The organism is Flexilinea flocculi, assembly GCF_001192795.1.
GTDB classification, from domain to species: Bacteria; Chloroflexota; Anaerolineae; order Anaerolineales; family Anaerolineaceae; genus Flexilinea; species Flexilinea flocculi.
The window spans coordinates 415264-441384 of record NZ_DF968180.1 but is presented as its reverse complement, the minus strand read 5'-3'; the positions used below and the strand labels follow the sequence as shown (position 1 = coordinate 441384).

Sequence of the window (26121 nt, the reverse complement as noted above, 5' to 3'; positions counted from 1 at the left end):
TCAACCGATCGTTCCAATCTATCAAGTGATTCTCCCCATAATTCAAAACGCAGACTCACTGGCTCTATGTCATACCGTTTTCTTTGATTGCACTATAATTAACGCGTTGATTTTTGAGAAAACAAGACAAGAAAAAGGTATTGGATGGAACTGAACGAACTTGAAAAGATCAGGATTGAAAAAATCCGCAAACTGAAAGAACTTGGGATTGAATCTTACCCCACACGAGCCAACAACAATTCGACCATCAAAAAAGCATGCGATGAATTTCTAAAGACCGAGCAACATGAATGCCCTGATCCTTGTGTGTTTACATTGGCTGGAAGAATGCGTTCACTCCGGGTTATGGGGAAATTGGCCTTTACACATATCGAAGACAGTACCGGAAAAATTCAACTCTTTCTGCGAGTCAATGAATTAGGCGATAAACTCCAAATATTCAAAGATTTCTTCGATTTAGGGGATTTTATTGAAGCGCATGGAACAATGATTCGGACAAAAACCGGAGAGGTCTCCCTGCAAGTTGATGATTTCCGTATGCTTGCCAAAGCAATCACTGCACTGCCTGCCGCAAAAGAAGAGATTGTTGACGGACAGACTGTCCGTTATACAGGACTTACAGATCCAGAAATTCGCTATCGACAACGCTATGCAGATCTGGTAGTCAATCCGGATGTAAAAAAAATCTTCTACACACGTACGAAATTAGTCAATTCTTTACGGGAGTTCCTGAATCAAAATGACTTTCTTGAAGTCGAAACCCCGATTTTACAGCCAATCTACGGTGGGGCTGCAGCGAAACCTTTTACCACCCATCATAACCAACTTCATCAAGACTTATTCCTGAGAATTTCATTCGAACTATATCTGAAACGGTTGTTGGTAGGCGGACTCGATCGAGTGTATGAGATCGGAAGAGATTTTCGCAATGAAGGCGTATCATACAAACACAATCCTGAATTTACACAACTTGAATTCTATTGTGCGTATTTTGATTATCTGAAGGTGATGGAATTCACCGAAAAGATGATTCGTTTTGCCGCTGAGAAAACGCTTGGCACAACAATATTAACCTACAACGGAATCGAATTCGATCTGTCAAAACCATGGAATCGCATCAATATGCGCGAAGGAATTCTTGAAAAAACAGGCATTGATATCGCTAATTATCCTGACCGCAATACGCTCGCCTCGATTATGAAGGAAAAGGGAATGCAGTTCAAACCCGAAATGCCACGCGGAAAGCTGATCGATTTTCTGGTCAGTGAATACCTGGAACCTACTTTTCTTCAGCCGACTTTCCTTTATGATTACCCATGGGAAATTTCACCTTTGGCAAAGAGAAAACCGGATGATCCGACTACAACCGAACGGTTTGAAGGTTTCATTGCGGGGATGGAGTTATGCAACGCGTTCACTGAATTGAACGATCCAATCGACCAGGAACTCCGGTTCCTGGAAATGGGAAGAGCATATGCATCCGATGACGATGAAAACAATCCGATTGATGAAGATTACTTACAGGCAATGCGTTACGGTATGCCTCCCTGCGGCGGATTTGGCATGGGCATCGACCGACTGACCATGTTGTTCACCAACAGCAGCACTATTCGGGAAGTTCTTTTGTTTCCGCATCTGCGTGACCGCGATAATGATAGTACTGAAGGAGAAACCGAAGCATGAATCAGCCTGCCATCCTATGGGATCTGGATGGAACGATTACAGATTCTGCAAAAGGTTTCTATGAAGCATTTAAAAAAATTCTCGAGAAATTTCATTTTCCGAGGGTCATTTCGGAAGAAGAATACAAATCGAAATATTTTGGAACAACGTTTCCCAGCATTTTAGATGATTTATTTGGCGATTCGCTGTCAAAATCAGAAAAATTAGCGATTTCCGAGGAGAATTTTAAACTTGTTAATGTGAATTTTCACAGAAAAGAATTCATTCATACGATACCAGGCGTAGAAAAAATTTTGTCTCAGTTTTTCCTTTCCGGCTTTCCAATGGCAATTGCATCATCCAGCAAACTGGAAACGATCATTATTGAGCTGCAAACGCTCGGTTTAACCCAATACTTCGGAAATATTATTTCTGGGGATTACCTGCCATCAAAACCAGCTCCGGACGTTTTTTTGCTGGCAGCGCAATCACTGAATAAACAACCGAATCATTGTATAGTATTCGAAGATTCGCTGGCAGGGATGCAAGCAGCAAAAGCTGCCGGGATGATATGCATCGGCATTGCAACCACAAAAAGGGTTGATGAAATGATCAACGCAGATATTGCGCTTCGGAATTATGAAGATTTCAACGCAGAAATGATCAGAAATATAGAGATGAAAGACGCTCTTTGACGCAGAAAATGACAGTAATATATTTTTAGTGATTATTGTCATATTGTTAGTTGATCAATGAAATAGAGTTTTCAGAATTCTTTTTAAGGTTCATTATATTAAAGGCATTTTTTACGAGGAATTCCTCGTAAAAAATGCCTTTTTTTATGTAACCGCTCCTTCCAAATCACAGGATTATGATACGTGCAACGATAGAGCAGGCAGTCAGAAAGGGAAAAAAAGCAACGATTTAAAGCAAGAAACAGGTATTCCAACCGAAGAATGTCTTGACGAATATAGCATATTTGAAAAACTATTGATATACTATGAAATAAGCCATGTGGAATATGAGGAGAATCTTTTCAGATTGAATGAAAGCCACATGACGGAAAAATCAACTTTAAAAATAGGAGGCAAATGATGGAAGGATATTGTGTAAAATGTAAAGCGAAGCGTGAGATCGTTGGAGCTACTCCGTCTTTCAATAAACGCGGCAGCGCTGTTGTTTTCGGAACTTGCCCAGTCTGCGGTACAAAAATTTATCGAATTGGTCGTACCGACCTTCATAAAGGGATGGAAGCTCCGAAGAAATAACCATTCTTTTTTGGTTTTATGGAAATTCACTGCCATGCATTGATACCGTATGGCAGTACTGTTTTAAAAATACAATGGATGAATAAAGTAAGGACATTACGAAATATGAGAAGGACGATTTATGATGGTGATGATTTGGCGCTTCGCGCTATATTGTCACTATCATAAATCGTCTACATTTTTTCAAAAAGCCTTTTCAAATTTCGGATGACTGTAAGATAGAGGTTTTCGTTGTTCATGACGGAAAAATGGAATTCTATATCATTTTCTGATTTACCGATGGGTGAAATCAGAAGCTATCAGACAATTGACTCAACTAATCGGGCAGCGCTCGAATGGGCATTGGAAGGAGCTGCAGATTTGAGCCTTGTCACAGCTTCGGAACAGACTTCAGGCCGCGGTCGGATGCAGCGTAAATGGATTTCGTATCCCAACAGTTGCATCGCCATGTCGCTGATCATTCGTCCCACAGAAGCAGAACGCTCGGTTCTTCATCTCTTTTCTCCATTGTCGGGTTTGGCAGTTGCGGAATCGTTGCAGCAAAATCATCAATTAGAACCTTGCATGAAATGGCCGAACGATATTCTTATTGACGGGAAAAAGGTCTGTGGAATTCTCTGTGAAAGCGCTTGGAATGGATCGGTTTTGGAAGGAATGGTTATAGGAATCGGTATCAACCTACGCAAAGAGGCGATTCCTCCGATTGAAAACCAGAATTTCCCTGCCGGTTCATTGGAGACAGCCGGATGTGTAAACCTGGATGCAAACCAGCATATTCATGAGATTATTGAAAAAATCATCATGCTGCGTCCTACCGTCATTAAGCGCGAATTTTTGCTGAACTGGGAACGATTTCTGGCATATAAAAATCAGCAAATCATCCTATCGGCCATCAATCAGGAACCGGAAGTCTGCACCCTGATCGGGCTGGATCCACAGGGAAATCTTCTGGTCGAAGATCGAAAAGGACAAAGGAAAAGTTACCTCGCCGGAGAAATATCGTTGCGTCCCGTCCAAAAATATTGCGGAAAAATATGATCAAGCAAAGAAAAATTGCTTTCTTTTCATACGATATGCGGGTAGGCGGCGCTGAGAAAATGATCCTGACATTACTGCCATGGTTCATCAACGCCGGTTATTCCATAGATCTCGTTTTAGTAAAAAAAACAGGCGCTTTTCTCACTGACATCGATCCAAGAGTGAACCTCATATCTCTGAAGAAAGAACATGTCAGCCAATCTCTGTTCCCTCTCATACGATATTTCAAAAAATCAAAACCAGACGTCTTTATCAGCAATCTTACCCACCTGAATATTGTTACGATAATCGCAAAGATTTTTTCCGGAACCTGCTCAAAAATTATTATTACAGAACATAACACAATTACAGCCAATAATCTGGAAAATGGGGGGAAAGAAAGCATCCTAGTGTTTCTATCAAAATTCCTTTATCCGCTTGCAGATAAAACAGTTGTGGTCTCAGAGGGTGCTGCTCAGAATCTCATCGATGCAATCAGAATTAATCCCAATAAAGTACAAAATATCTACAATCCGATCGATATTGATCATATCCATCTCTTGGCTAAAGAACAAATTAATGAATCCTGGCTGACTGAAAAATCCATTCCGGTTTTGATTGCGGTTGGGAGATTGGAACAGCAAAAGAATTTTTCATTTTTAATGGATGTATTTCAAACCCTGATTAAAAAGCGAAAAGCACGCTTGCTGATCTTAGGGGAAGGGTCGGAACGTCAGATGTTGGAACAACAAATGATTGCCTATGGAATTGAAAATGAAGTAAAACTCCCCGGCATCAAAACAAACCCGTATCCTTATATTTCAAACGCAGATATATTGGTGTGTACATCAAAATATGAAGGTTTTAATATCACGCTGGCAGAATCCCTGGCATGCGGTACACCCGTTATATCCATGAATTGCCCCTACGGGCCGGCAGAAATCCTCGATAACGGCACATATGGACAACTCATTCCTCCTGGCGATCGGGATGGAATGGTCGATGCAATTATTGCTGCAATTGATCACCCGGAATCATTGCCATCAAAAGAAAAACTGATGGAAAGAGCGAAGCGCTTTTCTGCTGAAAAAATCTTTTCTGAATATCAGGAATTGTTTTTAAAAGAGTTCTTCAAGGACTGATAAACAACGAATCTTGCTCTGTCAGCCATCCGCATTTTAAAATATGAAGAAGAGTTTTTATTGTTATCCTGTTTTCGCGAGAAGCTCGAAAACAGGATAACAATATCGTTACACCCCTTATTTAAAAAACAGTCTAAGTTTCCAATTGCAGGACACCCACCTGAAAAATCCGGTTAACTCTTCGTGTTTGCAGATTAATCCGCTTTTAGCAGCTCTAATAAAATCGCTTTTGCTTTTTCCGGATCAGCTTTTCCTCTCATCTCGCGCATCACCTGACCGACAAACCACCCGATCAAAGATTCTTTTCCGTTTCGATAAGAAGCTGCTTCTTTCGGATTATCCGATACAATCTTCGTACACATCGCTCGAATTGCAGAATCATCGCTGACAAGGCCAAGTCCATGTTCTTCAACAAGCAGTTGCGGACGTTTTCCAGAACTTTGAACCATGTCGACTAAATTTTTGCCCGTTGTTGTGTTAATCGTTTTCTGGTCCACCATATGAATAATGTCCGCTAAGTCCTGAGCAGTAATCTTTAATTCGGATACCGCGCAGCCTGTCTCATTCGTAATTCTCAAGACCTCATTCATCATCCAATTGGACACCCGTTTGTTGTCACCATCATAGATATTGCAAACAGCTTCAAAGAAATCCGAAGTATCACGATCCGCAGTCAGCACCGTTGCGTCGTAAGAAGGAAGTCCCATTTCACTGATGAAACGTTCCCTTCTTTGAATGGGCAATTCCGGCATTTTGTTCTTAATAGATTCTAAGAATTCTTCACTGATGTGAACTGGCATCAGGTTGGGCTCGCGAAAATAACGATAATCCGCAGCAGTCTCTTTAGAGCGCATTTTCCGTAATTCCTGCGTATCATTGTCCCATTCAATGGTCCATTGTTCGATTTTATTTCCAGCGTTGATTTCGCGAATCTGGCGTTCAATTTCATAATTGATTGCCATGCGCACCGCTTCAATGGAATTTATATTCTTGATCTCGCATTTTTTCCCCAGTTCGGTTGATCCTTTCGGGGCAATGGAAACGTTGGCATCGCAGCGTAAATGTGCCTTTTCCATATTCGCTTCGGAAATGCCCAACCAGCGCAGCAACTGCCGCAGCCGTGTCAGATAGGTGGCAGCTTCATCAGCCGAATGCAGATCCGGCATAGTAACCATCTCGACCAGCGGGACACCGCAGCGATTCATATCAATTAAGCGGATATTGCCTTCATTCTTTGTCTTCCCGGCATCTTCTTCCATATGCAAATTATGAATATGACAGCGCACTTCTCTGCCGTCATCCATCAGAAAATCGAAATAACCACCGCGTCCTATCGAGCGGTCATTCTGGGTCACCTGATATCCACCCGGAAGGTCTGCATACAAGTAATTTTTTCGGTCAAAAAAAGAATCCATGTTGATATCAGAGTTCATCGCAAGGCAAAGCATTAATGCTTTTTCTACCATGGCTTGATTGGTACTGGGCAGAGCTCCCGGTTGACCCGTGCAAATTGGACAAATATTTGTATTTGGAGCATCACCCCAGGAGTCAGCTTTACAACTGCAGAAAGCTTTTGTATTGGTATTCAATTGGATATGAGTTTCGAGCCCGATTGTTGCAATGTATTCTTGTGTCATGATCATTCCCCCATCATCGTAAAACAACAGGCTTTATTTTCCGCCAGTCTGCATCCAGTGTTGCCTGTTCATATGCAAAAGCAGCTCTCAATATTTTTGATTCACAATAATCGTATCCGGTAATCTGCAATCCGATAGGCAATCCACTTGAGCTTAATCCGCAGGGGAAGCTGATCCCTGGAGTTCCGGCAAAATTCATCGGCGTTGTAAATTGGTCTGCAAATTGAATCAATAATGAGTCGGATGCAACGGCGTCTCCAAATCGAAATGCCGGTGAAGGTGTGGATGGTGTCAAAATTGCATCGATCCGGTATTTCCCTTGAGGATTAAAAGCCTCATCGAAGTCTCTGCGCATCAAGGCACGAGCCCGTTGAGCCCGACGATAATATTTTTCGTAGAATTTTTCCTGACTCGCAAACATACCAGTCAGCAAACGGAGTTTTGCCTGATACCCAAAACCTTCCCCCCTGCTTTTATAATAAAGGTCATACATATCTTTCACCGATTGCTGCGTTGTGTGACCGTATTTCAAGCCATCAAATCGTTGAAGGTTGGAATACGCTTCAATTCGGCTGATCACAAAATATGCAGGTACAGAATACTTCGTATTGGACATTGGTACATCTTCAATAATTTCTGCGCCCAGATCACGAAACAGATCGGCAGCTTTCCAGACACTCGCCTCAATTTCTGGATCTACAGGCGCAGAGGCATAGTTACCCTGATCATCCAGATAGGTAATCTTTAAGTAATCCGGCGATATTCCGATTCTCAGCCCTTTGATGCCTTTTTGAAGATCAGCCAGATAATCGTCCACAGGAACTCTGACGGTAGTATTATCGCGCGGATCAAAGCCTGCAATTTCTTTTAGCACAAATGCCGAATCGGAAACCGTCCTTGTTAATGGACCCATCGTGTCCATCGATGAAGCAAATGGAATGACGCCATAACGTGATACGCGTCCGTATGTCGGTTTGAGACCGACAATTCCAGTAAATGCGGCTGGTTCTCGAATCGATCCGCCGGTATCGGTCCCTAAGGATATGGCGCCTTCACAGGCTGATACTGCTGCCGCAGATCCACCTGAGGAACCGCCTGGAACTCTGTCGAGCGCCCATGGATTCCGAACGGTTGGCTTAAACGCGGTCGTTTCAGTTGTGCCGCCAAATGTGAATTCATCCAGGTTTACTTTTCCAAACAGTACTGCATCAGCTTGATCCATCTTTTCGATGACTGTTGAGCTATACGGTGGTTTCCACCCCTCAAGAATTCGGGATGCAGCGGTTGTTCGAATTCCTTTTGTGCAATAGACATCTTTAGCAGAATATGGAACACCGGCTAACGCTCCGACTGGTTCGCCAGCTGCAATTTTTCGATCCACCTCTTTTGCCTTCGCCATCGCATGATCTCGAACAATTAACAGGAAAGCATGCACTTTTTCCAAATCCTCCGGCTGTTCAACGTATGGTTCAAGTGATCCGGATCTGCCATCCACTTTTTCAACCTGAGCCAGTGTGGCTTCCAGCAGTTCAACCGAAGAAATTTTCTTTTCGCGTATTAATGCAGCCTGTTCAACTGCAGAAAGTTCAATTAATTCTGTCATACTTACCCCAATTTCTGATGCGGAACATCCGGAGAAACAATATACCCGTCCTGAGAACGAGGCGCTTGATCGATAATTCCTTGTGTATTTTCAAACGGTTTCCAGATATCCTCTCTTAATGGTGCCTGAATATCCCGTGGATAAGGATTGCCGTGAATAACAGGGGTTAACTGTTCATCCAAAGGGATGGATTCCAATTCATGGATTACTCGTAATTGTTCATTCATTTTTTCACGAATTGATTTTGATTCTTCCGGTGTCAGTTCCAATTCAGCAACCTGCACAAATTCATTAAACATCTCAACAGATATGGTTTCACTTTCCATCTTACCGCCTTATACTCTTTAATCAGGTTTGGAAAACAGAGTTGTTTCCTCTGAATATATTTGGATTTTTTTTCAATCCAATCGACATTCAATGCATAATTTTACCAAACAAAAAATATCATTTCAGCGATTCGAAATACAGGAAGGATTCTTTATCGTTGTGATGTTTTTGCGTGAGTCGCAAAAACATCACAACGATAAATTTTCACCCTCTATTCCATAAATATGTTCATTTTTCGAATTGCAAAATTAATAATTTGGATGACCTATCGAAAAAGGGGAGAAAATGGAACAAAGCCTGAAATTGATCATTCAAAAAATCCAATTCCATCTTTCAGACTTTCTATGATTTGTTTCTTCTGATCGTCTGAAATCGACTTTTGATGTGTCCAGTTCAAATCATAAACCGGTCGGTTTTTCATCAGTTCAAGGTTTTTCTGCAGGTAGGCATGAACATTGCAGATCAAATGAGCTGGATTTTCGGCATAAACTGTATCATCCGGAATATCTTTTGTGACAACACTTCCTGCACCAATAATACAATTCTTTCCGATTTTTACATTAGGAAGAATTGTTGAATTTTGCCCGATAAAAGTATCATTTCCAATTGTTACCAGACCGATTTTTGAAAAACCCAAGCTCCTTTTTGTGGAAACATCATGCGCTATGATATGTACATTGTTACCGATATTCACATTATCACCAATAGAAATAAGCCAGCAAAAAGATTGATCGATCAGACAGCGTCTCTGAATATTCAAGTTCTTCCCAATTTTCAATCCATTTCGAACCAGAGCTGCCAGATCTTGTTCACCACGGATTTTATCAATTAAACGTCGAAAAAATGATTTCATTTTTGTCCCGAATTATTCATGTGAAACACGTTTTTACCCATTATACATTGCCAGAAAGAAATAAAAAGCTCTCTGTTGCAGTAATTTGAAATTTGAAAAGTATCGTTGCTGTTCGTATGGTTTTGCGCTCCACATAAAAACAACACGTATATATGACCCCGATCCTATTTCAAATCGCTGATGAAAAATCCCTGATGATATAATTCGGAAAACGACCTTGACCGTTTGGGACGAATCCAAATTAGAGAGAAACGATGAAAAAAATTCAAACTTTAATGAAATGGATCAGTGTTGTTTGTATTGTATTCTCCTATTTGTTCTTCCTCAACCGAACCGGAAAATTCAATATCTTGTATCAAAATCGAGATCTTGAATCGATCCGACATGATCAAGGATATGCTTATCTGGCTAATATTGGAGATTCCGATATTACAATCGGAAAACTTCCTATAACGCTATTTGAGAATGATATTGAAATTCGCAGAAATTTTTCCGATACGACACAGATTGTGCGTGAAGAAGGTGCAGGCAGCTTTGTCATTTGGGATGATGGTACAATCTGCTTCTCTTCAACCGATAACAGCGATCCCTTAGGAAAAAAATATCATATTGAATACCCTGTGATAATCGGAAGCCGAATCGCCCGTTATTTATTTGCCATCTCATTCATCCTGATAAGTTTGTATTTGCTGATCAATTTCCCTGTTTTTTATAAGGTCACTCGATTAATTTTAAGAAAAATATGGAATAAAAAGAAAATTTTCGTTGTCGGAATTGCGGCTATCCTTCCATTTTCAATCGTATTGTTTCGATTGATGATCCGTCAGCCGCTATGGGCAGATGAGATTTTCACATTGTTGAATTATTGTTTTGATAAAAATCCTTTCTTCCCTGCCACGATTTACAACTATCCGAATAATCATATTCTCCTAAACTTAATACTCTCGATTTACTTCAGGATGATTCAAATTTCCAGTTTCTGCCAAATTGCATTGCAGCCTTGGATCGCAAGAAGTATCCCTGTTGCTTTTTCATTTTTTACTATCCTCTTCACCATGTTGGCTGCTGGAAAGATCAGCTCTTTTGCCGGAGTTCTTGCCGGTGTGATTCTGACGACAACCGTTCCATTTTATGCCTGGACTACGCAGATACGCGGATACAGTCCGAGTTTTTTATTCATCAGTATTTTGATTTATATTATGATCGCCTATCAAGAAAAGCCGGATTGTCATTGGCTGCTGCCTGCAGCGGCATTGGCAGCCGCACTGATAATTTATACAATTCCGTTTAATGGACTTTTTGTCGGAGCAACGGCGATCGCCACATTCTTACATTCTCTGTGGAGCTGCCGCAAAATTTTTCATGCGAAACTTCCTCGAAGATACAAATTCGGAGCGCTGATTCGTCATCCTCAGATGAATTTGTGTTTTGCTTTAATATTTGGAGTCTTCCTCGCAATTGCATTCTATTTTCCAGTTTACGATCAACTTCTGGATACGTATTTATCCGAGGGTACCTATTCACCGCAAAGCGGTTTCAGCCTGACAGTAATCCACAATTTTTCTGAATTATTATCCAGTTTTTTCTCCGGCAGAGTTTTCTTGTTCATCTTTCTGATGATCGGTTCGATCCTGCTGCTTTGGTACAGAAAGTTCAGCCAGAAAGCTCATGATCCGCTTGTTCTTTCATTATTTATCATCGTTATTCCGTTTATCCTCTGCGGAATTCTCAGATATTCTCCATTCAATCGAAACTTTCTGCCGCTGATACCGGCACTCGCTTTTTCCAGTGCGCTGCTGCTTTCAGAAATTATTCAAGTGTTTTTTCAAATCGAGTGGATCCATATCCGAATGCAAAAATTGGAAGCAAAAATCAAGAGATCAAATATCAAATTCGACTTCTTTTCATCGCACCATCTTGGAATGATCCTTACAGGAATTTTATTTTTCATCGGATTGAATATTTCATTTGGGTTGAGCATCGTCAAGATTCATTCGGCGATGCCTAATGCAGATCTTACAAGAATTAACTCACTTGCCCAGCCGTATTTCCTTTCAAAAAAACTCAATTCGGATTCGTTTCTCAATTCCGTAAAAAAGATCAACGGACAAAACATACCTGTAATAATTCGTTGGCCGGCAGACTTTTATTTTTATCATCTCTGCGACTGTTATCAAATGCAATGTTCCTGCGATTTTCTCGGACCTGAAGGAAAGAAGATAATCCATTCAGGTGAGCCCTATTTTCTCATCCGAACGAAATTGAATGGGGAGAAAGATAATTCCTTATCCGGAATATATCACGAGCAGTGCAAGCTTTTCCAAACGCCCGAAAGTGGCGCTTATCAGTTATATCGATGTAATTCCCAGGCAGAGGATGAAGCCAATCCTTAACAAAAATGAATAACTCATGGATGAATCTGTCATTGTGAGAAGAGCGTCAGTCCTTCGATGCAATCTATTCTCGCATTTGCCAGGAGATCGCTTCGCCACTATGACAGTTTTATCTCTTCCATTTGACTTGTGATTGAATAATTTCATAGATAACATCACTTATTAAGGTATAAGTCTTAATTTTTTTGGACAATTTTTATTCGGTTCGCCTAATTCCAATATTTCGAAGTGCTGCGGTTCATAGAGATTTATCATGGTTTCGGATACAATTCAATACCAATAATGATGACGGAAAAGGAAGATTTCATCCATGCGAAAAATTGGTTTATTTGCTGCCGTGTTGATCAGTCTTTTTGGGAACAATATGCTGCATGTTATTGCGATATCCGACAGAACAGAAAGTTCGATTGAGGTTTTTTTTAATAACCCTTACGAACAACATCGCGACGACACACTGCAAAGTATGATTCTCGAAGAAATTGAAAATGCGGAAAGCCGGATATATGTAGCAACATACAACTTTACAGACACGAAAACAGCTCAGGCACTGATTCAGGCATTCAAACGCGGTGTCGAAGTTCGCATTGTGATTCACGCTGAAAATTCCGACAGCGATGTCATGAAAGACCTGGCTCGATCGGGAATAAAAATTCAGAAATCGAATTCTGATGGATTAATGCACGCGAAATTCATTGTGATTGATTATGACCTGACAATCAGCGGATCAGCCAATATGACCCCAGGAAGCTTCTTTTATGACAATAATTTCATGTTTCGAATAGTTTCTTCCGAGATGAATTCTATCTTTCTGAACGAATTCAACGAAATGTTCATCAGCAAAAAATTTGGCTCAAACAGTCCTAAGACAAAATCCTCTCCGACAATAACTTTAGAAGATGGAACAAAAATATTAATTCGGTTTGCTCCTGAAGACAACATCAGTAATTCGCTGCTTTCCCTGATCCAGGCATCGAAAAAGAGTATCTATGTTTTAGCATACTCCTTCGCGTCCAATGATCTCGGCAATGCCTTGATTGACCGATACGACGACGGATTGGATATTAAAGTCATTTTTGAAGGAGAAAAAGCATTTTCAGACAGTGGGGGAGAAGCCAGATATTTGGAGAAGGCAGGTGTCCCGATTTTCATGGATGGATCAGACGACAGTCTGATGCATGAAAAAGTTTTCATTTTTGATGAATCCGTCGTATCCGCAGGTTCTTATAACTTCACGCGTTCAGCTGATACGAAAAATGATGAACAAATACTGATTGTTCAAAACAAAGAAATCGTTGACGCATTTCTGGATGAATTTGACAAGATATATGAAGAAGCAAAATAGAACCTGTTTTTCTCAAATTAGTGTCCTGGAATCTATCTGCTCCAATTATGTAAAGATTGCCACACGAAAAGAGATTGCTTCGTCAGGCTGGGGCGCCTTCCTCGCAATGACTGTGTGTATCCTGTCATTGCGAGCCTCGTAGAGGCGTGGCAATCTCCTTTCCCCATTATGTAAAGGGTACCAAACAAAAAAAGATTGCTTCGTCAGGCTGGCGCCTTCCTCGCAATGACTGTGTGTATCCTGTCATTGCGAGCCTCGTAGAGGCGTGGCAATCTCCTTTCCCCATTATGTAAAGGGTACCAAACAAAAAAAGATTGCTTCGTCAGGCTGGCGCCTTCCTCGCAATGACAATTTGTCATGTGCGTACCCCTGAGTATCTCGAATTAGTGTCCTGAAATTACCAAATTTGAGCGTAAAATTGGATTTTTTTTCAAAAAGTGAGAGACTCAGGTGGATGAATTTGACAATTTTATAAAGAAGCAAAATAGCATTACTATTTAATTAATTTTTTGAAATTACAGGAAAAATCTAAAGAATTAATAAATCAGAGGAAGGGGTTTCATAAAAAACCCCCTCCTCCAATCAAGTTCATTGTGTAGCCGTTGTCTATTTTTTCTCTTGCAGCGCTTTCCAGACTTTTTCCGGCACAATCGGTAAAGAAGAGATTCTGACCCCGATCGCATCCGCAACCGCATTCGCAACTGCCGGAGCTACACCATCCGTTGGAATCTCAGCCAATGCTTTGGCACCAAATGGTCCCGTTGGTTCACCTTGCGGAATGATAATGGAAACCATTTCCGGCATTTCATCAGCTTGCAAAATGTGATAATCGCCGAATCTTGGATTCAGCATGTCGCCTTTTCCGTCATAACACATTTCCTCACATACCGCATACCCCAAAGCGGTTGCCTGTCCGCCTTCCAGTTGTCCGATAGCGGTTACCGGATTTATCACCGTACCAGGATTGACAGCCATCACCAGTTTTTCAACATTCAACTGCCCTGTTTCCACATCCACTTCGACTTCGGCAAATTCCACCGCAAATACCGGCGGACATTCCGGAGAAAAATGAGATGCTGTTGCGGCGATTTGCTGCTGGTTGGTACGATGCAAACTATTCAGCGCGATGTCTTCCATCGTGACCGAAGAACCATCCGGCGCAAAGACTTTTTCGTCCCTCAAAACAAGAACATCAATTGGCTGTTTGAGCATTGCAGATGCGCGTTCCAGCACCTGCTCTTTAATTTTTTCAGCGCATTTTTTTACTGCCATTCCTGAAATATACGTAGTGCTGGACGCATATGCTCCAACATCAAATGGCGTAAAATCGGTATCGGAGGAATAGACAATAATTTTATTAACAGGAATTTGAAGGACTTCCGCAGCAATCTGAGCCAGAATTGTATCGGAACCAGTTCCCAAATCTGTCGCTCCCATCTGTAAATTGAAGGAGCCATCGTCATTGATTTTCATAGAAGCTGCGCCCATATCAATTCCGGCAATTCCAGAACCGTGCATCATGATCGCCATGCCTATGCCTCTTCGAATATTGGGACGCAAAGGATCCATATGAAATCGTTTGAGTCGTTTCCGATCCCAATTGATCGCCTTTTTGCCCTGCTCGATACACTCTTCCAATCCAAAACTATTTACTTTTTGCGGAACCGGATCGAACTCGGCAAGTTTATCCATGATTTTGATGGATTCACCAGGTCGAACGACATTTTTCATGCGGAATTTAATCGGATCCATATTCAATTTTTCGGCAACTTCATCCATGATACTTTCTACAGCATAGATACCCTGGGGTCCGCCATATCCGCGGAATGCGCCTGGAACCGGCAAGTTCGTATAAACGATATCCGCATGAAACCGCATACTGTCCGCCCGATAGGTAGAAAGTCCTCGAGTTCCCGTCACATTGCACACCGTGAAACCATGCACACCATAAGCGCCGGTGTTCTCGATCATATCCATTTCAATTGCTTTAATGCGGCCAGATTTCATCACACCCACTTTAAACCGGATTCTGTCCGAATGCCGTGAACGGGAGGATTGAAATTCTTCTTTCCGGCTGAAATAAAACCGGACGGGACGGCCTGTCCGTATCGTCAACAAGGAACATAAATCTTCCAGTAAAACTTCCTGTTTTGCTCCAAAACCACCGCCAATCCGAGGTTTAATGACACGAATATTTTTCACAGGGACATCGATTAATGGCGATATGATTCTGCGCACATGAAACGGAACCTGTGTGCTGGTGCGCACAACCAGACGATCGTTCTCATCAAGCCAGGTGATGACGATATGCGGTTCCAAAGGTGTTTGTTGGACCTGCTGTGTGTGATATACACGCTCGACGACCAGATCAGACGATGCAAAATCATCTTGCAGATTGCCATAGGCGGCATCGATCACGAAAGCTTTATTATGGGCAGCATCGGCAACACCATACGCATCCGGTTCGTCATGAATTATAGGAGCGCCATCTTTCATGGTTTCTTCCATATCAAAAACAGCCGGAAGTACTTCCCAGTCAACTTTTATTAAATCGATCGCCTTCATGCAGAGGTCAACACTGTCAGCAGCAACGGCTGCCACACGATCGCCGACAAAACGCACTTTATTATCTAAACATACCTGATCCCATGGCTTTGGATTGGGATAAGTTTGACCTCCGGAAGCGTAAATTTGGCGTTTAACATTCTTATAGGTCAGCACACAATGCACACCTGGAAGCGCTTCAGCTTCAGATGTATCAATATCCCGAATTCGTGCATGTGCATAAGGGCTGGTCATGAGCATGCCATGCAGCATACCTGGCAACTCGATATCATCCACATAAACCGGTTTGCCTTTCGCCATTTTAGGCGCATCCAGCTTGTCAACAGATTTTCCAACCCAATGGAAACGGTCGGCATCCTTTGGATTCACGATCACTGATTCTTCAGGCCGCGTATAGGGAGGAACCGCCTCACCACGTAAATATGCAGCAGCCCGCATCACCGCTTCGAGCGGTTGGTAATAACCAGTACAACGACATAAAATCGCGCCTAACGCATCCTTTGCATCATCCAATGAAGGATATTTTGTGCGATCCAACAAAGCTTTTGTAGCGAGAATCATACCGGGTGTACAAAAACCGCATTGCACTGCACCTGTTTCAACAAAAGCTTTTTGAATCGGATGAAGATCCTGTCCTTCGGAGAGCCCTTCGACTGTCAGAATTTGATGACCCTCAGCCTGCGGTGCCGGAAGCACACAGGAAGGCAGCAATTTCCCGTCCATCAGGATCGCGCAGTTGCCGCATTCTCCGGTATAACATGAACGTTTTACGCTGAAACAGCCCTGATAGCGCAAAACATCCAGCAGTGTGTCAGACGGCTCGGCTTCACAGGTAATCTTTTTCCCATTTAATGTAAAATTTATATCCATTCGTGCCTCCGATATTCTTATCCAACAGCGATTTTACGCAAAGCGATCAGTGATCTTCGAATGAGCACTTCAGCCATTGCCGTCCGATATTCAGCTCCAGCTCGGAAATCACTGACTGGAGCAGTTTCTTCAGATATTTTTGTACAGCACTGTTGGATTCCTTCCATCGTGATCAAATCGTTTACAAGCGCCAACTCTGCCTGATGATAGCGTTTAGGAAATGAATTCGCTCCAAACACTGCGATTCGCAAATGGTGTGCTTTCGTCCGTGTTAAGTCCCCGCGAACCACAACCGAGACGATGCTGGCATTACTTTTCGTACAGGCAACGCGATTGAATACACAATGTGTACGAGAATTCAGAGGAATACTTACTTCTTTGATCAGGCATCCTTTTTGCAGGATCGGATGACCATCCAGTAAAAATTCTTCCACAGGAATTCGAGTTTCCATCCCGTTATTTTGCAGCAGAACGACTTGCGCATCCAATGCTAAAAGGACCAGGACAACTTCTGCAGGAAATAACGGATTCATCAAGACACCGCCTATGGAAGACAAATTGCGCATTGCCATCGTCGTACTGATTCTGGCTGCCTCTGACAAAACGCCATCCCATCGGCTTTTTATTTCATCAGATTTGGCGAGCGTCTCCAAAGAAACCATCGAACCGATTAAAATCTCAGATTTTCGAACATTGATGATGTTTAAATCCAATGCGGATAGATCAATCAAGGCATCGCCTTCCCATTGAGAAATATGTTTCGCTCTCGGGGGATAATACAGAGGAACACAATTCTGGTCAGGGTTTCCTAAAATTTTAAGAGTCTTCTTGATTGTGTCCGGTCGATAAAATACTGTCATAGGGACCTCCAAAAGGCTTTCGCCTTTTACGATTGAAAATGGACATCAGATATTTTTGATACATTTACGACTGAGAATTTGTATTGGTTTCAAAATTAACAAACCACTGAACCAAGATTGAATTCTCCGCATGTATCATTTCGCTATCGTTATTCTATTATAAATGAATATTTGTATGACAATAGCCAAAAATCTGCGATTCGAAATTTGGAATTGATTATTTGAGGTAAATTTCTTTTTGTGCTCAGCAAAAAAAACACCAAAATGAAAAATCCTCGCTGGATTTCGAATGATATCAAACCACCTAATTCAATACATACATTTGATTATTCTTAAAGGTACAGGAAGTTCCAAAATCGAAATTAGTTCCTGACTGCACAACCAATCCGGTACTTCCATCAGCCATCCAGGAAGCATTATGAATTGTGCCAAGCAAATTTTCATTGTATAAAATGGATATTTTTGCCTGATCAGCAACCAGTGTAAGCGTTCCTTCACCTTGCAGACTCCACGTTCCATAATTGTAGGTCATGATCGGAATCTCTGTGCCATTTCGGAAAGCGCTCAAGTAGATATTCCCGTCAAGGCTAAGATAAACGCGCTGAAAAGTATATTCGTTTTCATTCCGGAAAATGAATCCACAGCCCGAGTTCGTAAAATCCGGTTTTTCATAAGCCGATTTCCAGGAAATGTCAGATTGAAGCAGATAATCTTGTCCACTGATACCGAGATCCATTTTCTCTGAATAACCCATTTGTGCCAAAGACAATTCCTGATCCGGAAAGGAACTGAACGAACCGGCAATATCATCAATGCGATCCTTGTTTTTCAACATTTTCAGAATTCTGGAAATCGAATCCGGCACATTATCTGCAAAAACAGTCTCCTGGGCTTTTGCAGGCGCTTCTTCCAGACGGATATCACGAAAAGAAATTGCAGTTACATCAGAAGTTAATGGCTGGACAATGATTCCATTGATTCCATTTTGATCATTCATTGGATAAGTATCCAACAATAATCCGTTCAGATAAAAATCAGCCCAGCCATTGCTGATTTCAACCCGAATAGTTGAGCTCTGATCCTGTTCATATGATTGTAGGGGTGAAAACGGTATTTTTTGATCCCATGTGCCCTCATGATACTGTAATAATCCATAGCTGCTGTCGTTACAGAGAAGAAAGGAATAGAATGAATCCTCCTGCTTGTTTAACATCAATCCTGCGCAAGCATACGGGGTATAAGACGGCAGTTGAATGGACACTGAGAAAGCAATTTGATACCCGGCTGTCCTTTCAACCGCAGGGAAACTCAACCAAGAAAATTGTCCGCCAGCAGACTGAATACTCCACTGGTATGTTGAATCGGAAATAGAACGGTCAATCGTCGTCGTATCACTGACATCAGAGCCTGTTGGCCAAAGAGTCTGATTCGGATCAGAAAAATCGGATTGAAAAAGAATCCTCCAATCAGTTTCCAAATTTTCCGCTGTTTCCTGTGCAGAAACAGGTGAGATCAAAACTGTCAGGATCAATAAAAAAAGGAAAATGGTTCGTTTCATTACATACCTTCCCTTACGAACAAAGAATGGTTAATCTGGTATTACGAATATGTATTAACTTTATCATTCAAACAAGCGATTCAATATAGTAGCAGTAATTCGAAATATGAACCAACCTTTCGAATCAATCGAGAAAACTTATTGTTGCGTTGTTTTTGCGCTCCGCGCAAAAACAACGCAACAATAAATAATTCCCTCCATATTTCGAATCGCTGATATATTAGTGAAAATTACTGCCGCTGCAGGAAAAGAACGGTTTTTTCATAATAATGATGGAGGATCTACTTCCACTCGGATTTTTTCTGTGTTGATTTTTTGGACAATTGGCAAAGGATCAGGACCACGTAAAATAACATGCCAGCGATACTTCCCATTGATTCGAGGGAAAAAACAGGGCGCCGGACCAATCATTCTTGTTGCGTGATGCTCTTCAGAATCGATCCATTTTTTCAGATCGGAAGCCAGTTGAAAAGCTCTCGATTCCGCTTTTTCTAAAACCGGATCAGCAATTTCGAGACGGATCATGCGCGAAAATGGCGGATAGCCGATTTCCTTACGAAATTTAAGTTCGTGACGATAAAAATCATAAAAATCTCCCTTAACGACAGCACGAATAGAGTATCTGGCCGGTTGGAATGTCTGTAAAATTGCCAAACCTTGTTCCTGTGCACGTCCGGCACGGCCTGCGACTTGCGTTAGCATTTGAAAGGCGTGTTCATCAGCCCGGTAGTCATGAAAATTTGTCCCAACATCGGCAAGAATCATCCCAACCAGTCGGACATCGGGAAAGTCCAAGCCCTTCGCCACCATTTGCGTGCCAATTAATATATCCGCTTCATGTCTGGCAAAAGCGGTCAGCATCTGCTCATGTTGACCTTTTCTTGTGGTCGTTTCCGCATCCATTCGAATTAAACGCGCATCCGGGTATTGAACAGTAAGAATCCGTTCGATCTCTTCGACGCCGGTTCCAAAATGACGAATTTCTGCATGACCGCAAGCGGGACATCGTTCCGGTTGAAGCTGTGAATAACCGCAGAAATGACAGACCAGTTGAGAATTCTGTGCATGAGAAGTCATCGGAATTTCACATTTCGGACAACGAAACTCATAACCGCAAAAATGACAAAAGACATAACTTGCTGATCCGCGCCGATTGAGGAAAAGAATGCTTTGCTTTTTGAGAGAAAGTGTTGTCTCCAGTTCTTGCGATAGCTGTCTGCTGAAAACAGACTGATTTCCCGCTTTTAACTCTTGCCGCATATCCACCAACCGGATAATCGGCTGCTGAACGCCTGTCGCACGGTTGAAAAGTTTGACAATTTTCCAATTGCTTTGCTCGGCTTTATACATTTGCGCTGTTGTTGGTGTTGCGCTCCCTAAAATTAATTGCGCATGACATAATTTTGCATAATCCGCCGCAGCCTGAACTGCCGAAAAATAGGGTAATCCTTCTGTCTGGTAATAAGAATCATCATGACATTCATCTACGATGATTAAACCGATATTTTGAAGCGGAATGGAAAGGACGCTTCTGGGACCAATGACGATTTGAAACTGTCCATTGCGAGCGCGACGCCAGGTATCGTATCGTTCACCTGTGCTCAGACGAGAATGATAAATCCCTGTTCGTTCCGGAAATCTTTTTTGAAAACGGTTCAATATTTGAGGAGTTAAGGAAATTTCCGGAACAAGCACCAATACTTGCTTTCCTGCTGCGATGGTTCTCTCCGCAGCTTGTAAATAGAGTTCTGTTTTCCCGGAACCGGTTACTCCATGCAACAGAATCGGCTTCTTTTCTTTTGTATTTTGGAGTCCGGCTTCAATGATATTCAAGGCATGTATCTGTTCAGAATTGAGAGAAATTTGTTCCGAAGGATAATTTTCTTCGAGGTTGGACTCATAATCACGCCAAACCTCAATCTCCATGAGTGAAATCAGTCCCTTTTTCTCCAAATAAAGAAGGTCGGATCGTTCTGCTTCAGCTTCTTCGTAGAGTTTCTGAAGAGGGATTGCTGATGAATGTTCCTGAAGCAAACGCAAAACTTTTTTTCTTTTTTCATTCCTTTCAGGACTGTTTGAAAGCTTTATCCATTCGTTTCCATTTGGATCGCTGATTATTTTTGCAGCACGAACCATTTTCGGTTTGTAATCAGAAATATGGAATACGGTTTCTTTCCTGACAAAGCCCTCTGAGATCAGGTTGTTTATTGCATAGCGCCACCGATTTTTACCAACTGTCTGATCCAACTTCAACGGTGTAATCGGTTCATTTAAATCCGGAAATGCAGCCAGTACTTGATCACGAACTGTACTCTTTTTGGCTTCCGAAAGAAAAGTGGGTTGTGCACCAGGAATCTGCGGATTTTGTTTTATGAGTGTAAATTGTGTTTGCGATAATTTTCGAATTTTTTCGGTCAACAATAGATTGACACACTCAAAAAGCGGAGCCAGACAGCGCTCCGATAAAATCTCAGCCAGCATCATCTGTGGTTTTGTCAGAACCGGTATTTCATCGATGACTTGAATTATCTTTCGTAGCGAAGCTGTTTCGGGTATTACGTCCACTTTCCAGATAATCCCTTGCATTAACTCATTTTGAAAAGGGACTGCAGCCAAACAGCCAGGCAGCGCTTTTTGTTGGAGCTCCTCCGGAACTTCATAATCAAAAAGACCGTCATTAGTTGGAACATTCAAAACAACACGAATGACAGTCGGATTTTTTTTATCGCTGGAACGATCATTTTCTATCAGATTGTTGCTTTTCATTACTATCTATTTCTAGCGTGTTTATTTCTAACATACGAGGATACGATTTTTGAAATTGGTTTAAATTAGAAAATAGTTTTTCTATATAAATTACTTATCTATATGTATTTGTCGAATTTGAATAATCGAATGGAATAAATCCAATCAGTAAGATTACACTCTTCCAAGATACCACCAGTAAATTGATAAGAAATTTACAAAGACACCGAGTATCGTCGAAGTCTTAAAGAAAACGCCTGGTTTTTTGCCTGCTCCGACTCCAATAATTAACATTATCGGCAAAATTGCATCCATCAAGTAGCGATATCCAATCTGTTCAGCGCCGGTATTATGGTAACAAAGCAACAATCCGACAGTCAGGAGAATGGAAAACCATGCACCGATCATCCACCAGTTTTTCTGTAACCTTCGAAAGAGATATATTAATGGAGGTGTCATAATCAATATGCTGTAGCCGGAAATTCCCGGCTGAAAGAAGAATCGTTCCCCGGAAAAATCCAGTCTGGGTCTCCGAAAAATCATCACATCCAGATTGTTTTCAAAAAAATGGAAATTAAACATACCGTATTTTTGCACGGCTTCAAGAATCCAATCAGCGCCATGAATCGTCACATATCCGAAATCGGTCCAGTCGTCAAATCGAAGATAATTGTAGAAAAGCAGTAATCCGCCTGAAAAAATTACCGGAATTCCTGCACTGACTCCCCAAAGGAGAAACCTCTTCCAGGGAACTTTTGGGAAGGCGGCATTTCTCCACAGAAAAATGCCTGCCAAAAAAATCGCCATCGGAAACACGTTGGGGCGGGAAAGGATTGCCAATCCCAGCAAGAAACCACTGATCCATCCTGTCCACCCTTCAATCACAGAAAGACATGCGAAGGCAACAAATAAGATCGTGACCAACTGACTGACAAACCACATCTGCCCAATCGTGGACAACCAATAATGGTTTGTCCCTATTGCAAACAGCGCCGTGATCCAAAGATTCGCATTTAAACTGCAATTTGTCATGGAATGATCAGAAGCCCTCTGGAGAACAAGAAAAACCAGAACCGCATTAAATGCTCCCAGTAAGGCTGAAACGACCGTCATGTTGATTCCTTCGACACCATACCAATGTACAAAAGGCATTAACAGCACCGCGGGCAGTGGAGGATTCGGGACATACCATTTTCCATGAAATAAAGTCAAATCATGTGTGGTTGGAGGATTAATAATATTCAATCTTCCATTCAGAAACGATTCAGCCAGAAGATCCCAATAGGCTTTTGAAGGGGTATTCCATCGTCCCATCCATTGCCCGGTAGATCGGTATACCAGATAAACCACTGAGCCGATCAATAAACAGAGGAAGACTTTATTAATGGCGGATGACCATTTTGAGGATCTGTAAAAACGATAACCAACTGACCAGATCAATGCAAGCGACGAAGGAATGAACACCATCATGAACAGACCATTCATCCTTAATGACCAGTCTACCTGATCATAATAGGAAGCAAAGCCATAATAGGAAAATAAGAAAAGTGTGAATAAAATCGCTATCTGCAGTAATGAAATTCCGTTCATATTTTGCTGATTCTTCACATAGATAAATATCATCATCTGCAAGCTGCTCAGCATACCCCACAAAAGAAGTCCCCAGACACGATCAACAATGGAACCGACGGTACTGTCATAGCGATTAGCTGGCGAAAACCGAAGAACGAAAAGCCACAATCCGACCCAAAAAACAATCCAAAAAATTACAAAAAGGGAAAACGAAAGATTTCGATTCTTGATCCAGGCATTTGCACCATCCCGGATTTTTTTCATTGTTGGGATAAAAAAAGAAATTGATAATCCAATCAGAATCAGAAGAACCGTAATATTTATAACGATCAACAGCAATCGGCTTTTCGAAAAGCCAAAAAATATCGCGTTCTCCGTTTCTGATGGAATACGAAACAGGGTATATAAAGCAAAAAAACCTTCCAGAATTATGAGGAATAATAAAATTATTTGTGCTTTATCAGTTCTTTTTTCGGATTGACTTCTGATGTTTGACGAATGATCATTCATGCTGATATTTATAACACGCTTCAGATTTTCAGAATAATAAATTCACTAACCAGCAATTCGAAATATTTACAAACCTTTCGAATCAATCGAGAAAACTTGTCCATATTTCGAATTGCGGTAATTTAAGTTCCGATTATGAATTGCGTTATAATCTCCTTTGCAAGAGGTGAATCATGAAATGGAACAATCTTTTTCGTATTAATGTCGGATTTCTTATTCATGAAGCTGTTGGAGCCTATCGTGAATTTAATATTGATGCGCCTTCACTCAAACTGGAAGACGATTTTGAAGTTGAAGATGTGCATTGTCTTGTTCGAGTCAATCGCGTTCAGCAAGGAATTTTAGCATCCATTCATATCACTGCCGAAACTCAAATGGAATGCGTACGATGTTTGGAATCTTTTCCGCAAAAAATCGAATCGAATTTTGACGAATTATTCGCCTTCCATTTGCGCCAGAATACCGATGCGGATTTATATCTTCCGGAAAATGGAGTGATGGACATACTCCCATTAATCAGAGAATATTTGTTGATCGAAATTCCGATATGCCCGATCTGTAAACCTGAATGCAAAGGTCTCTGCGCAATATGCGGTACAAATCTGAACTTAGGAACGTGTGAGCATCAGCAATCGCAGGAAAGTTGAATCATGAATAACAAATCAGCCTACATGAACAATTTCGCATTCAGCATTCAAAATCTGACTTGTATTTTGGATGCAAAAACCGTAGCTCCGAATATCGAGAAATCAAATTTTGGTACTGTTCTGGATGAGAAAAAGACTGTTGACGAAGTCTATTTGTTTATGCCGATCGAGGTTGCTAAAGAATTAGCGATCTCCATTTTACAAATGGTCGATGCCAGAGAAAAACGGCTTCATTTGAAAATCAATTTGGATCCGGAAAAGCAGGCATTATGGGACTGTTATGTGAAAGCTGCCGAAGAATTTCGGAAAAACCAGATCGAAACTAATGATAATTCAGGAAAAGAATGAGGCTCTCGAGTCTTTAAAGGTTCGAACTGTGAAAAAAAAATTAGCCATCTTCCAATTTCGTTCCATGAAACAATAATTCATAAACAGCCCACGTATATTTTTCTGAGGGTTCAGAATTTTTTATCCTCAGATATTTCGTTTTCACTTCTTTTATTTCATAATCGATAAAATTCTGATTGACAATCTCGACTGGTTCCCAGTTGAGTCCATCTTCGGATGAAAGAATCTGTAAAGACCATGGCCGTTCGTTTTCATTCTCGCCGATATACGTTGTAAGTCCATTTAACAACAGTGGATATTTGAATTCGATGTCCAGATAATCGGAGCTGTTCTGAAGTTTCCCTGTCATCCAGTTTGAATTTAAGTCACCATCAAACATGTTGGCTGTTAAATGAGAATTGACATTTGTGTTTATTTTTTCCACAACTTCCTGTCCCCATAAATCTTGTTGATGATCGCGTTGATAGACAGAAGCAATTTTCATATCATCGACTTTCACATGATGGATTGGTGTATAGAATGGAAATTTCAATTCATTCCCAGTTATATTGGTATAATTTGCGATGAGATAATTCGCCGGCCATACGTAGGAAGAAGTTATTATCCGATCACTATCTTTCATATGGAACGCTAATTTTCCAACCCTTAAATATGATTGATAATCATTTATCGATATCCGTAAGTTTTCATCCCGATTAAGGATATATTCCAAGCATTCTTTCGATGATAATCGCCAATAGTCTTTCTCAAAATTCTTAGAGACATATCCGCTTGAAAAAATATTAAAATATACATATTGATAAGGGTGATTCATTATCATCCATACAAGAGTCGTTGCCAATGAAAAAATAGTTGAAAAACGAATTAGCATCTTTAGAATATGAATTTTCGAGTTTTGGATCCAAACAAAACCATAAACAGCGATATATAAAAATGGAATATAAATAAAATAAAAATGCCGCCATCCATTATACAAAGTAGAGTGCAATACTATTGACATTATGATAGGTATCAAAAAAAGGAATATCATGGAAAAATCGATAAAACATTTTTCTGAAAATTTTTTCTTATCGTTATTGATAATATTTGTAAGACCAAAAAGAAAAAACAAAATATATAAGATTGGTGTCGAGATTCCTATCCATACCAATAAATAATGCCAAGGCAATTGATTGCTGAAAACATAATTTCCCATATACAAC

19 protein-coding genes are annotated in these 26121 nt (G+C 41.1%); 9 read left to right on the top strand and 10 right to left on the bottom strand.

Translation table 11 applies throughout. The features are described from left to right. Nucleotides 1–144: 144 nt before the first annotated feature. The 5 genes from lysS (at nucleotide 145) to ATC1_RS04025 (ending at nucleotide 5089) form a co-directional block, all read left to right on the top strand. Nucleotides 145–1683: a lysine--tRNA ligase gene (lysS, locus tag ATC1_RS04040; protein WP_062278613.1), complete on the top strand. Its 1539-nt coding sequence runs from the start codon at nucleotides 145–147 to the stop codon at nucleotides 1681–1683. Further along, nucleotides 1680–2357 (top strand): HAD family hydrolase, encoded by a 678-nt coding sequence (locus tag ATC1_RS04035; protein WP_062278611.1) that lies wholly within the window; start codon nucleotides 1680–1682, stop codon nucleotides 2355–2357. Before lysS ends, ATC1_RS04035 begins: the two co-directional genes overlap by 4 nt. A 396-nt stretch (nucleotides 2358–2753) precedes the next feature. Next, the gene (locus ATC1_RS14895) at nucleotides 2754–2930 is read left to right on the top strand and encodes a DUF5679 domain-containing protein (RefSeq protein ID WP_172667710.1); all 177 of its coding nucleotides are present in this window, start codon (nucleotides 2754–2756) and stop codon (nucleotides 2928–2930) included. A 237-nt stretch (nucleotides 2931–3167) separates the two neighbouring features. Continuing rightward, nucleotides 3168–3968, top strand: a complete 801-nt coding sequence (locus tag ATC1_RS04030; RefSeq protein ID WP_062278609.1) for a biotin--[acetyl-CoA-carboxylase] ligase — start codon at nucleotides 3168–3170, stop codon at nucleotides 3966–3968. Then, the gene (locus ATC1_RS04025; RefSeq protein ID WP_062278608.1) at nucleotides 3965–5089 is read left to right on the top strand and encodes a glycosyltransferase; all 1125 of its coding nucleotides are present in this window, start codon (nucleotides 3965–3967) and stop codon (nucleotides 5087–5089) included. Before ATC1_RS04030 ends, ATC1_RS04025 begins: the two co-directional genes overlap by 4 nt. A 194-nt stretch (nucleotides 5090–5283) precedes the next feature. Here ATC1_RS04025 and gatB read toward each other — a convergent pair whose 3' ends face one another. From gatB to ATC1_RS04005, 4 genes are all read right to left on the bottom strand, one after another. Then, the gene (gene gatB / locus ATC1_RS04020; protein WP_172667709.1) at nucleotides 5284–6726 is read right to left on the bottom strand and encodes an Asp-tRNA(Asn)/Glu-tRNA(Gln) amidotransferase subunit GatB; all 1443 of its coding nucleotides are present in this window, start codon (nucleotides 6724–6726) and stop codon (nucleotides 5284–5286) included. Nucleotides 6727–6739: 13 nt separating this feature from the next. Then, a complete protein-coding gene (locus ATC1_RS04015; protein WP_062278604.1) occupies nucleotides 6740–8329 on the bottom strand; it encodes an amidase in 1590 nt (529 codons plus the stop codon). Between the two features lie 2 nt (nucleotides 8330–8331). Continuing rightward, nucleotides 8332–8655, bottom strand: coding sequence for an Asp-tRNA(Asn)/Glu-tRNA(Gln) amidotransferase subunit GatC (locus ATC1_RS04010; RefSeq protein ID WP_062278602.1), 324 nt, complete (start codon nucleotides 8653–8655; stop codon nucleotides 8332–8334). 308 nt (nucleotides 8656–8963) lie between these two features. Next, nucleotides 8964–9509 carry an acyltransferase gene (locus ATC1_RS04005; protein WP_062278600.1) on the bottom strand — a complete coding sequence of 182 codons (546 nt, stop codon included), beginning with the start codon at nucleotides 9507–9509 and terminating at the stop codon, nucleotides 8964–8966. 254 nt (nucleotides 9510–9763) lie between these two features. Between ATC1_RS04005 and ATC1_RS04000 the strand changes: the two genes are divergently transcribed. After that, the gene (locus ATC1_RS04000; RefSeq protein ID WP_062278598.1) at nucleotides 9764–11902 is read left to right on the top strand and encodes a glycosyltransferase family 39 protein; all 2139 of its coding nucleotides are present in this window, start codon (nucleotides 9764–9766) and stop codon (nucleotides 11900–11902) included. A 310-nt stretch (nucleotides 11903–12212) separates the two neighbouring features. Then, nucleotides 12213–13244 carry a phospholipase D-like domain-containing protein gene (locus ATC1_RS03995; RefSeq protein WP_062278597.1) on the top strand — a complete coding sequence of 344 codons (1032 nt, stop codon included), beginning with the start codon at nucleotides 12213–12215 and terminating at the stop codon, nucleotides 13242–13244. Between the two features lie 606 nt (nucleotides 13245–13850). Here ATC1_RS03995 and ATC1_RS03990 read toward each other — a convergent pair. The 5 genes from ATC1_RS03990 to ATC1_RS03970 all read right to left on the bottom strand — a co-directional run bounded on the left by ATC1_RS03990 (nucleotide 13851) and on the right by ATC1_RS03970 (nucleotide 23747). After that, nucleotides 13851–16679, bottom strand: a complete 2829-nt coding sequence (locus tag ATC1_RS03990; RefSeq protein ID WP_062278595.1) for a molybdopterin-dependent oxidoreductase — start codon at nucleotides 16677–16679, stop codon at nucleotides 13851–13853. Nucleotides 16680–16696: 17 nt separating this feature from the next. Beyond that, nucleotides 16697–17539: an FAD binding domain-containing protein gene (locus tag ATC1_RS03985; RefSeq protein WP_062278594.1), complete on the bottom strand. Its 843-nt coding sequence runs from the start codon at nucleotides 17537–17539 to the stop codon at nucleotides 16697–16699. 304 nt (nucleotides 17540–17843) lie between these two features. After that, the gene (locus ATC1_RS03980; RefSeq protein ID WP_062278592.1) at nucleotides 17844–19097 is read right to left on the bottom strand and encodes a hypothetical protein; all 1254 of its coding nucleotides are present in this window, start codon (nucleotides 19095–19097) and stop codon (nucleotides 17844–17846) included. Nucleotides 19098–19358: 261 nt separating this feature from the next. Further along, complete coding sequence (gene priA / locus ATC1_RS03975) at nucleotides 19359–21863, bottom strand: replication restart helicase PriA (protein ID WP_062278590.1); 2505 nt, start codon at nucleotides 21861–21863, stop codon at nucleotides 19359–19361. A 153-nt stretch (nucleotides 21864–22016) separates the two neighbouring features. Continuing rightward, nucleotides 22017–23747 (bottom strand): hypothetical protein, encoded by a 1731-nt coding sequence (locus ATC1_RS03970; protein ID WP_152024218.1) that lies wholly within the window; start codon nucleotides 23745–23747, stop codon nucleotides 22017–22019. Nucleotides 23748–24097: 350 nt separating this feature from the next. Here ATC1_RS03970 and ATC1_RS03965 point away from each other — a divergent pair, with 350 nt between their 5' ends. Together ATC1_RS03965 and ATC1_RS03960 are read left to right on the top strand one after the other, a co-directional pair. Continuing rightward, nucleotides 24098–24571, top strand: coding sequence for a YceD family protein (locus ATC1_RS03965; protein ID WP_062278587.1), 474 nt, complete (start codon nucleotides 24098–24100; stop codon nucleotides 24569–24571). A 3-nt stretch (nucleotides 24572–24574) separates the two neighbouring features. Continuing rightward, nucleotides 24575–24919 carry a hypothetical protein gene (locus ATC1_RS03960; protein WP_062278585.1) on the top strand — a complete coding sequence of 115 codons (345 nt, stop codon included), beginning with the start codon at nucleotides 24575–24577 and terminating at the stop codon, nucleotides 24917–24919. Between the two features lie 40 nt (nucleotides 24920–24959). Here the strand turns inward: ATC1_RS03960 and ATC1_RS14890 are convergent, their stop codons facing one another. Continuing rightward, nucleotides 24960–25541 (bottom strand): discoidin domain-containing protein, encoded by a 582-nt coding sequence (locus tag ATC1_RS14890; RefSeq protein WP_172667708.1) that lies wholly within the window; start codon nucleotides 25539–25541, stop codon nucleotides 24960–24962. Between the last annotated feature and the right edge of the window lie 580 nt (nucleotides 25542–26121).

Coding starts and splice junctions, on each gene's coding strand:
- lysS (WP_062278613.1), top strand. CDS start 145: ATGGAACTGAACGAACTTGAAAAGATCAGGATTGAAAAAATCCGCAAA.
- ATC1_RS04035 (WP_062278611.1), top strand. CDS start 1,680: ATGAATCAGCCTGCCATCCTATGGGATCTGGATGGAACGATTACAGAT.
- ATC1_RS14895 (WP_172667710.1), top strand. CDS start 2,754: ATGATGGAAGGATATTGTGTAAAATGTAAAGCGAAGCGTGAGATCGTT.
- ATC1_RS04030 (WP_062278609.1), top strand. CDS start 3,168: ATGACGGAAAAATGGAATTCTATATCATTTTCTGATTTACCGATGGGT.
- ATC1_RS04025 (WP_062278608.1), top strand. CDS start 3,965: ATGATCAAGCAAAGAAAAATTGCTTTCTTTTCATACGATATGCGGGTA.
- gatB (WP_172667709.1), bottom strand. CDS start 6,726: ATGACACAAGAATACATTGCAACAATCGGGCTCGAAACTCATATCCAA.
- ATC1_RS04015 (WP_062278604.1), bottom strand. CDS start 8,329: ATGACAGAATTAATTGAACTTTCTGCAGTTGAACAGGCTGCATTAATA.
- ATC1_RS04010 (WP_062278602.1), bottom strand. CDS start 8,655: ATGGAAAGTGAAACCATATCTGTTGAGATGTTTAATGAATTTGTGCAG.
- ATC1_RS04005 (WP_062278600.1), bottom strand. CDS start 9,509: ATGAAATCATTTTTTCGACGTTTAATTGATAAAATCCGTGGTGAACAA.
- ATC1_RS04000 (WP_062278598.1), top strand. CDS start 9,764: ATGAAAAAAATTCAAACTTTAATGAAATGGATCAGTGTTGTTTGTATT.
- ATC1_RS03995 (WP_062278597.1), top strand. CDS start 12,213: ATGCGAAAAATTGGTTTATTTGCTGCCGTGTTGATCAGTCTTTTTGGG.
- ATC1_RS03990 (WP_062278595.1), bottom strand. CDS start 16,679: ATGGATATAAATTTTACATTAAATGGGAAAAAGATTACCTGTGAAGCC.
- ATC1_RS03985 (WP_062278594.1), bottom strand. CDS start 17,539: ATGACAGTATTTTATCGACCGGACACAATCAAGAAGACTCTTAAAATT.
- ATC1_RS03980 (WP_062278592.1), bottom strand. CDS start 19,097: ATGAAACGAACCATTTTCCTTTTTTTATTGATCCTGACAGTTTTGATC.
- priA (WP_062278590.1), bottom strand. CDS start 21,863: ATGAAAAGCAACAATCTGATAGAAAATGATCGTTCCAGCGATAAAAAA.
- ATC1_RS03965 (WP_062278587.1), top strand. CDS start 24,098: ATGAAATGGAACAATCTTTTTCGTATTAATGTCGGATTTCTTATTCAT.
- ATC1_RS03960 (WP_062278585.1), top strand. CDS start 24,575: ATGAATAACAAATCAGCCTACATGAACAATTTCGCATTCAGCATTCAA.
- ATC1_RS14890 (WP_172667708.1), bottom strand. CDS start 25,541: ATGAAAGATAGTGATCGGATAATAACTTCTTCCTACGTATGGCCGGCG.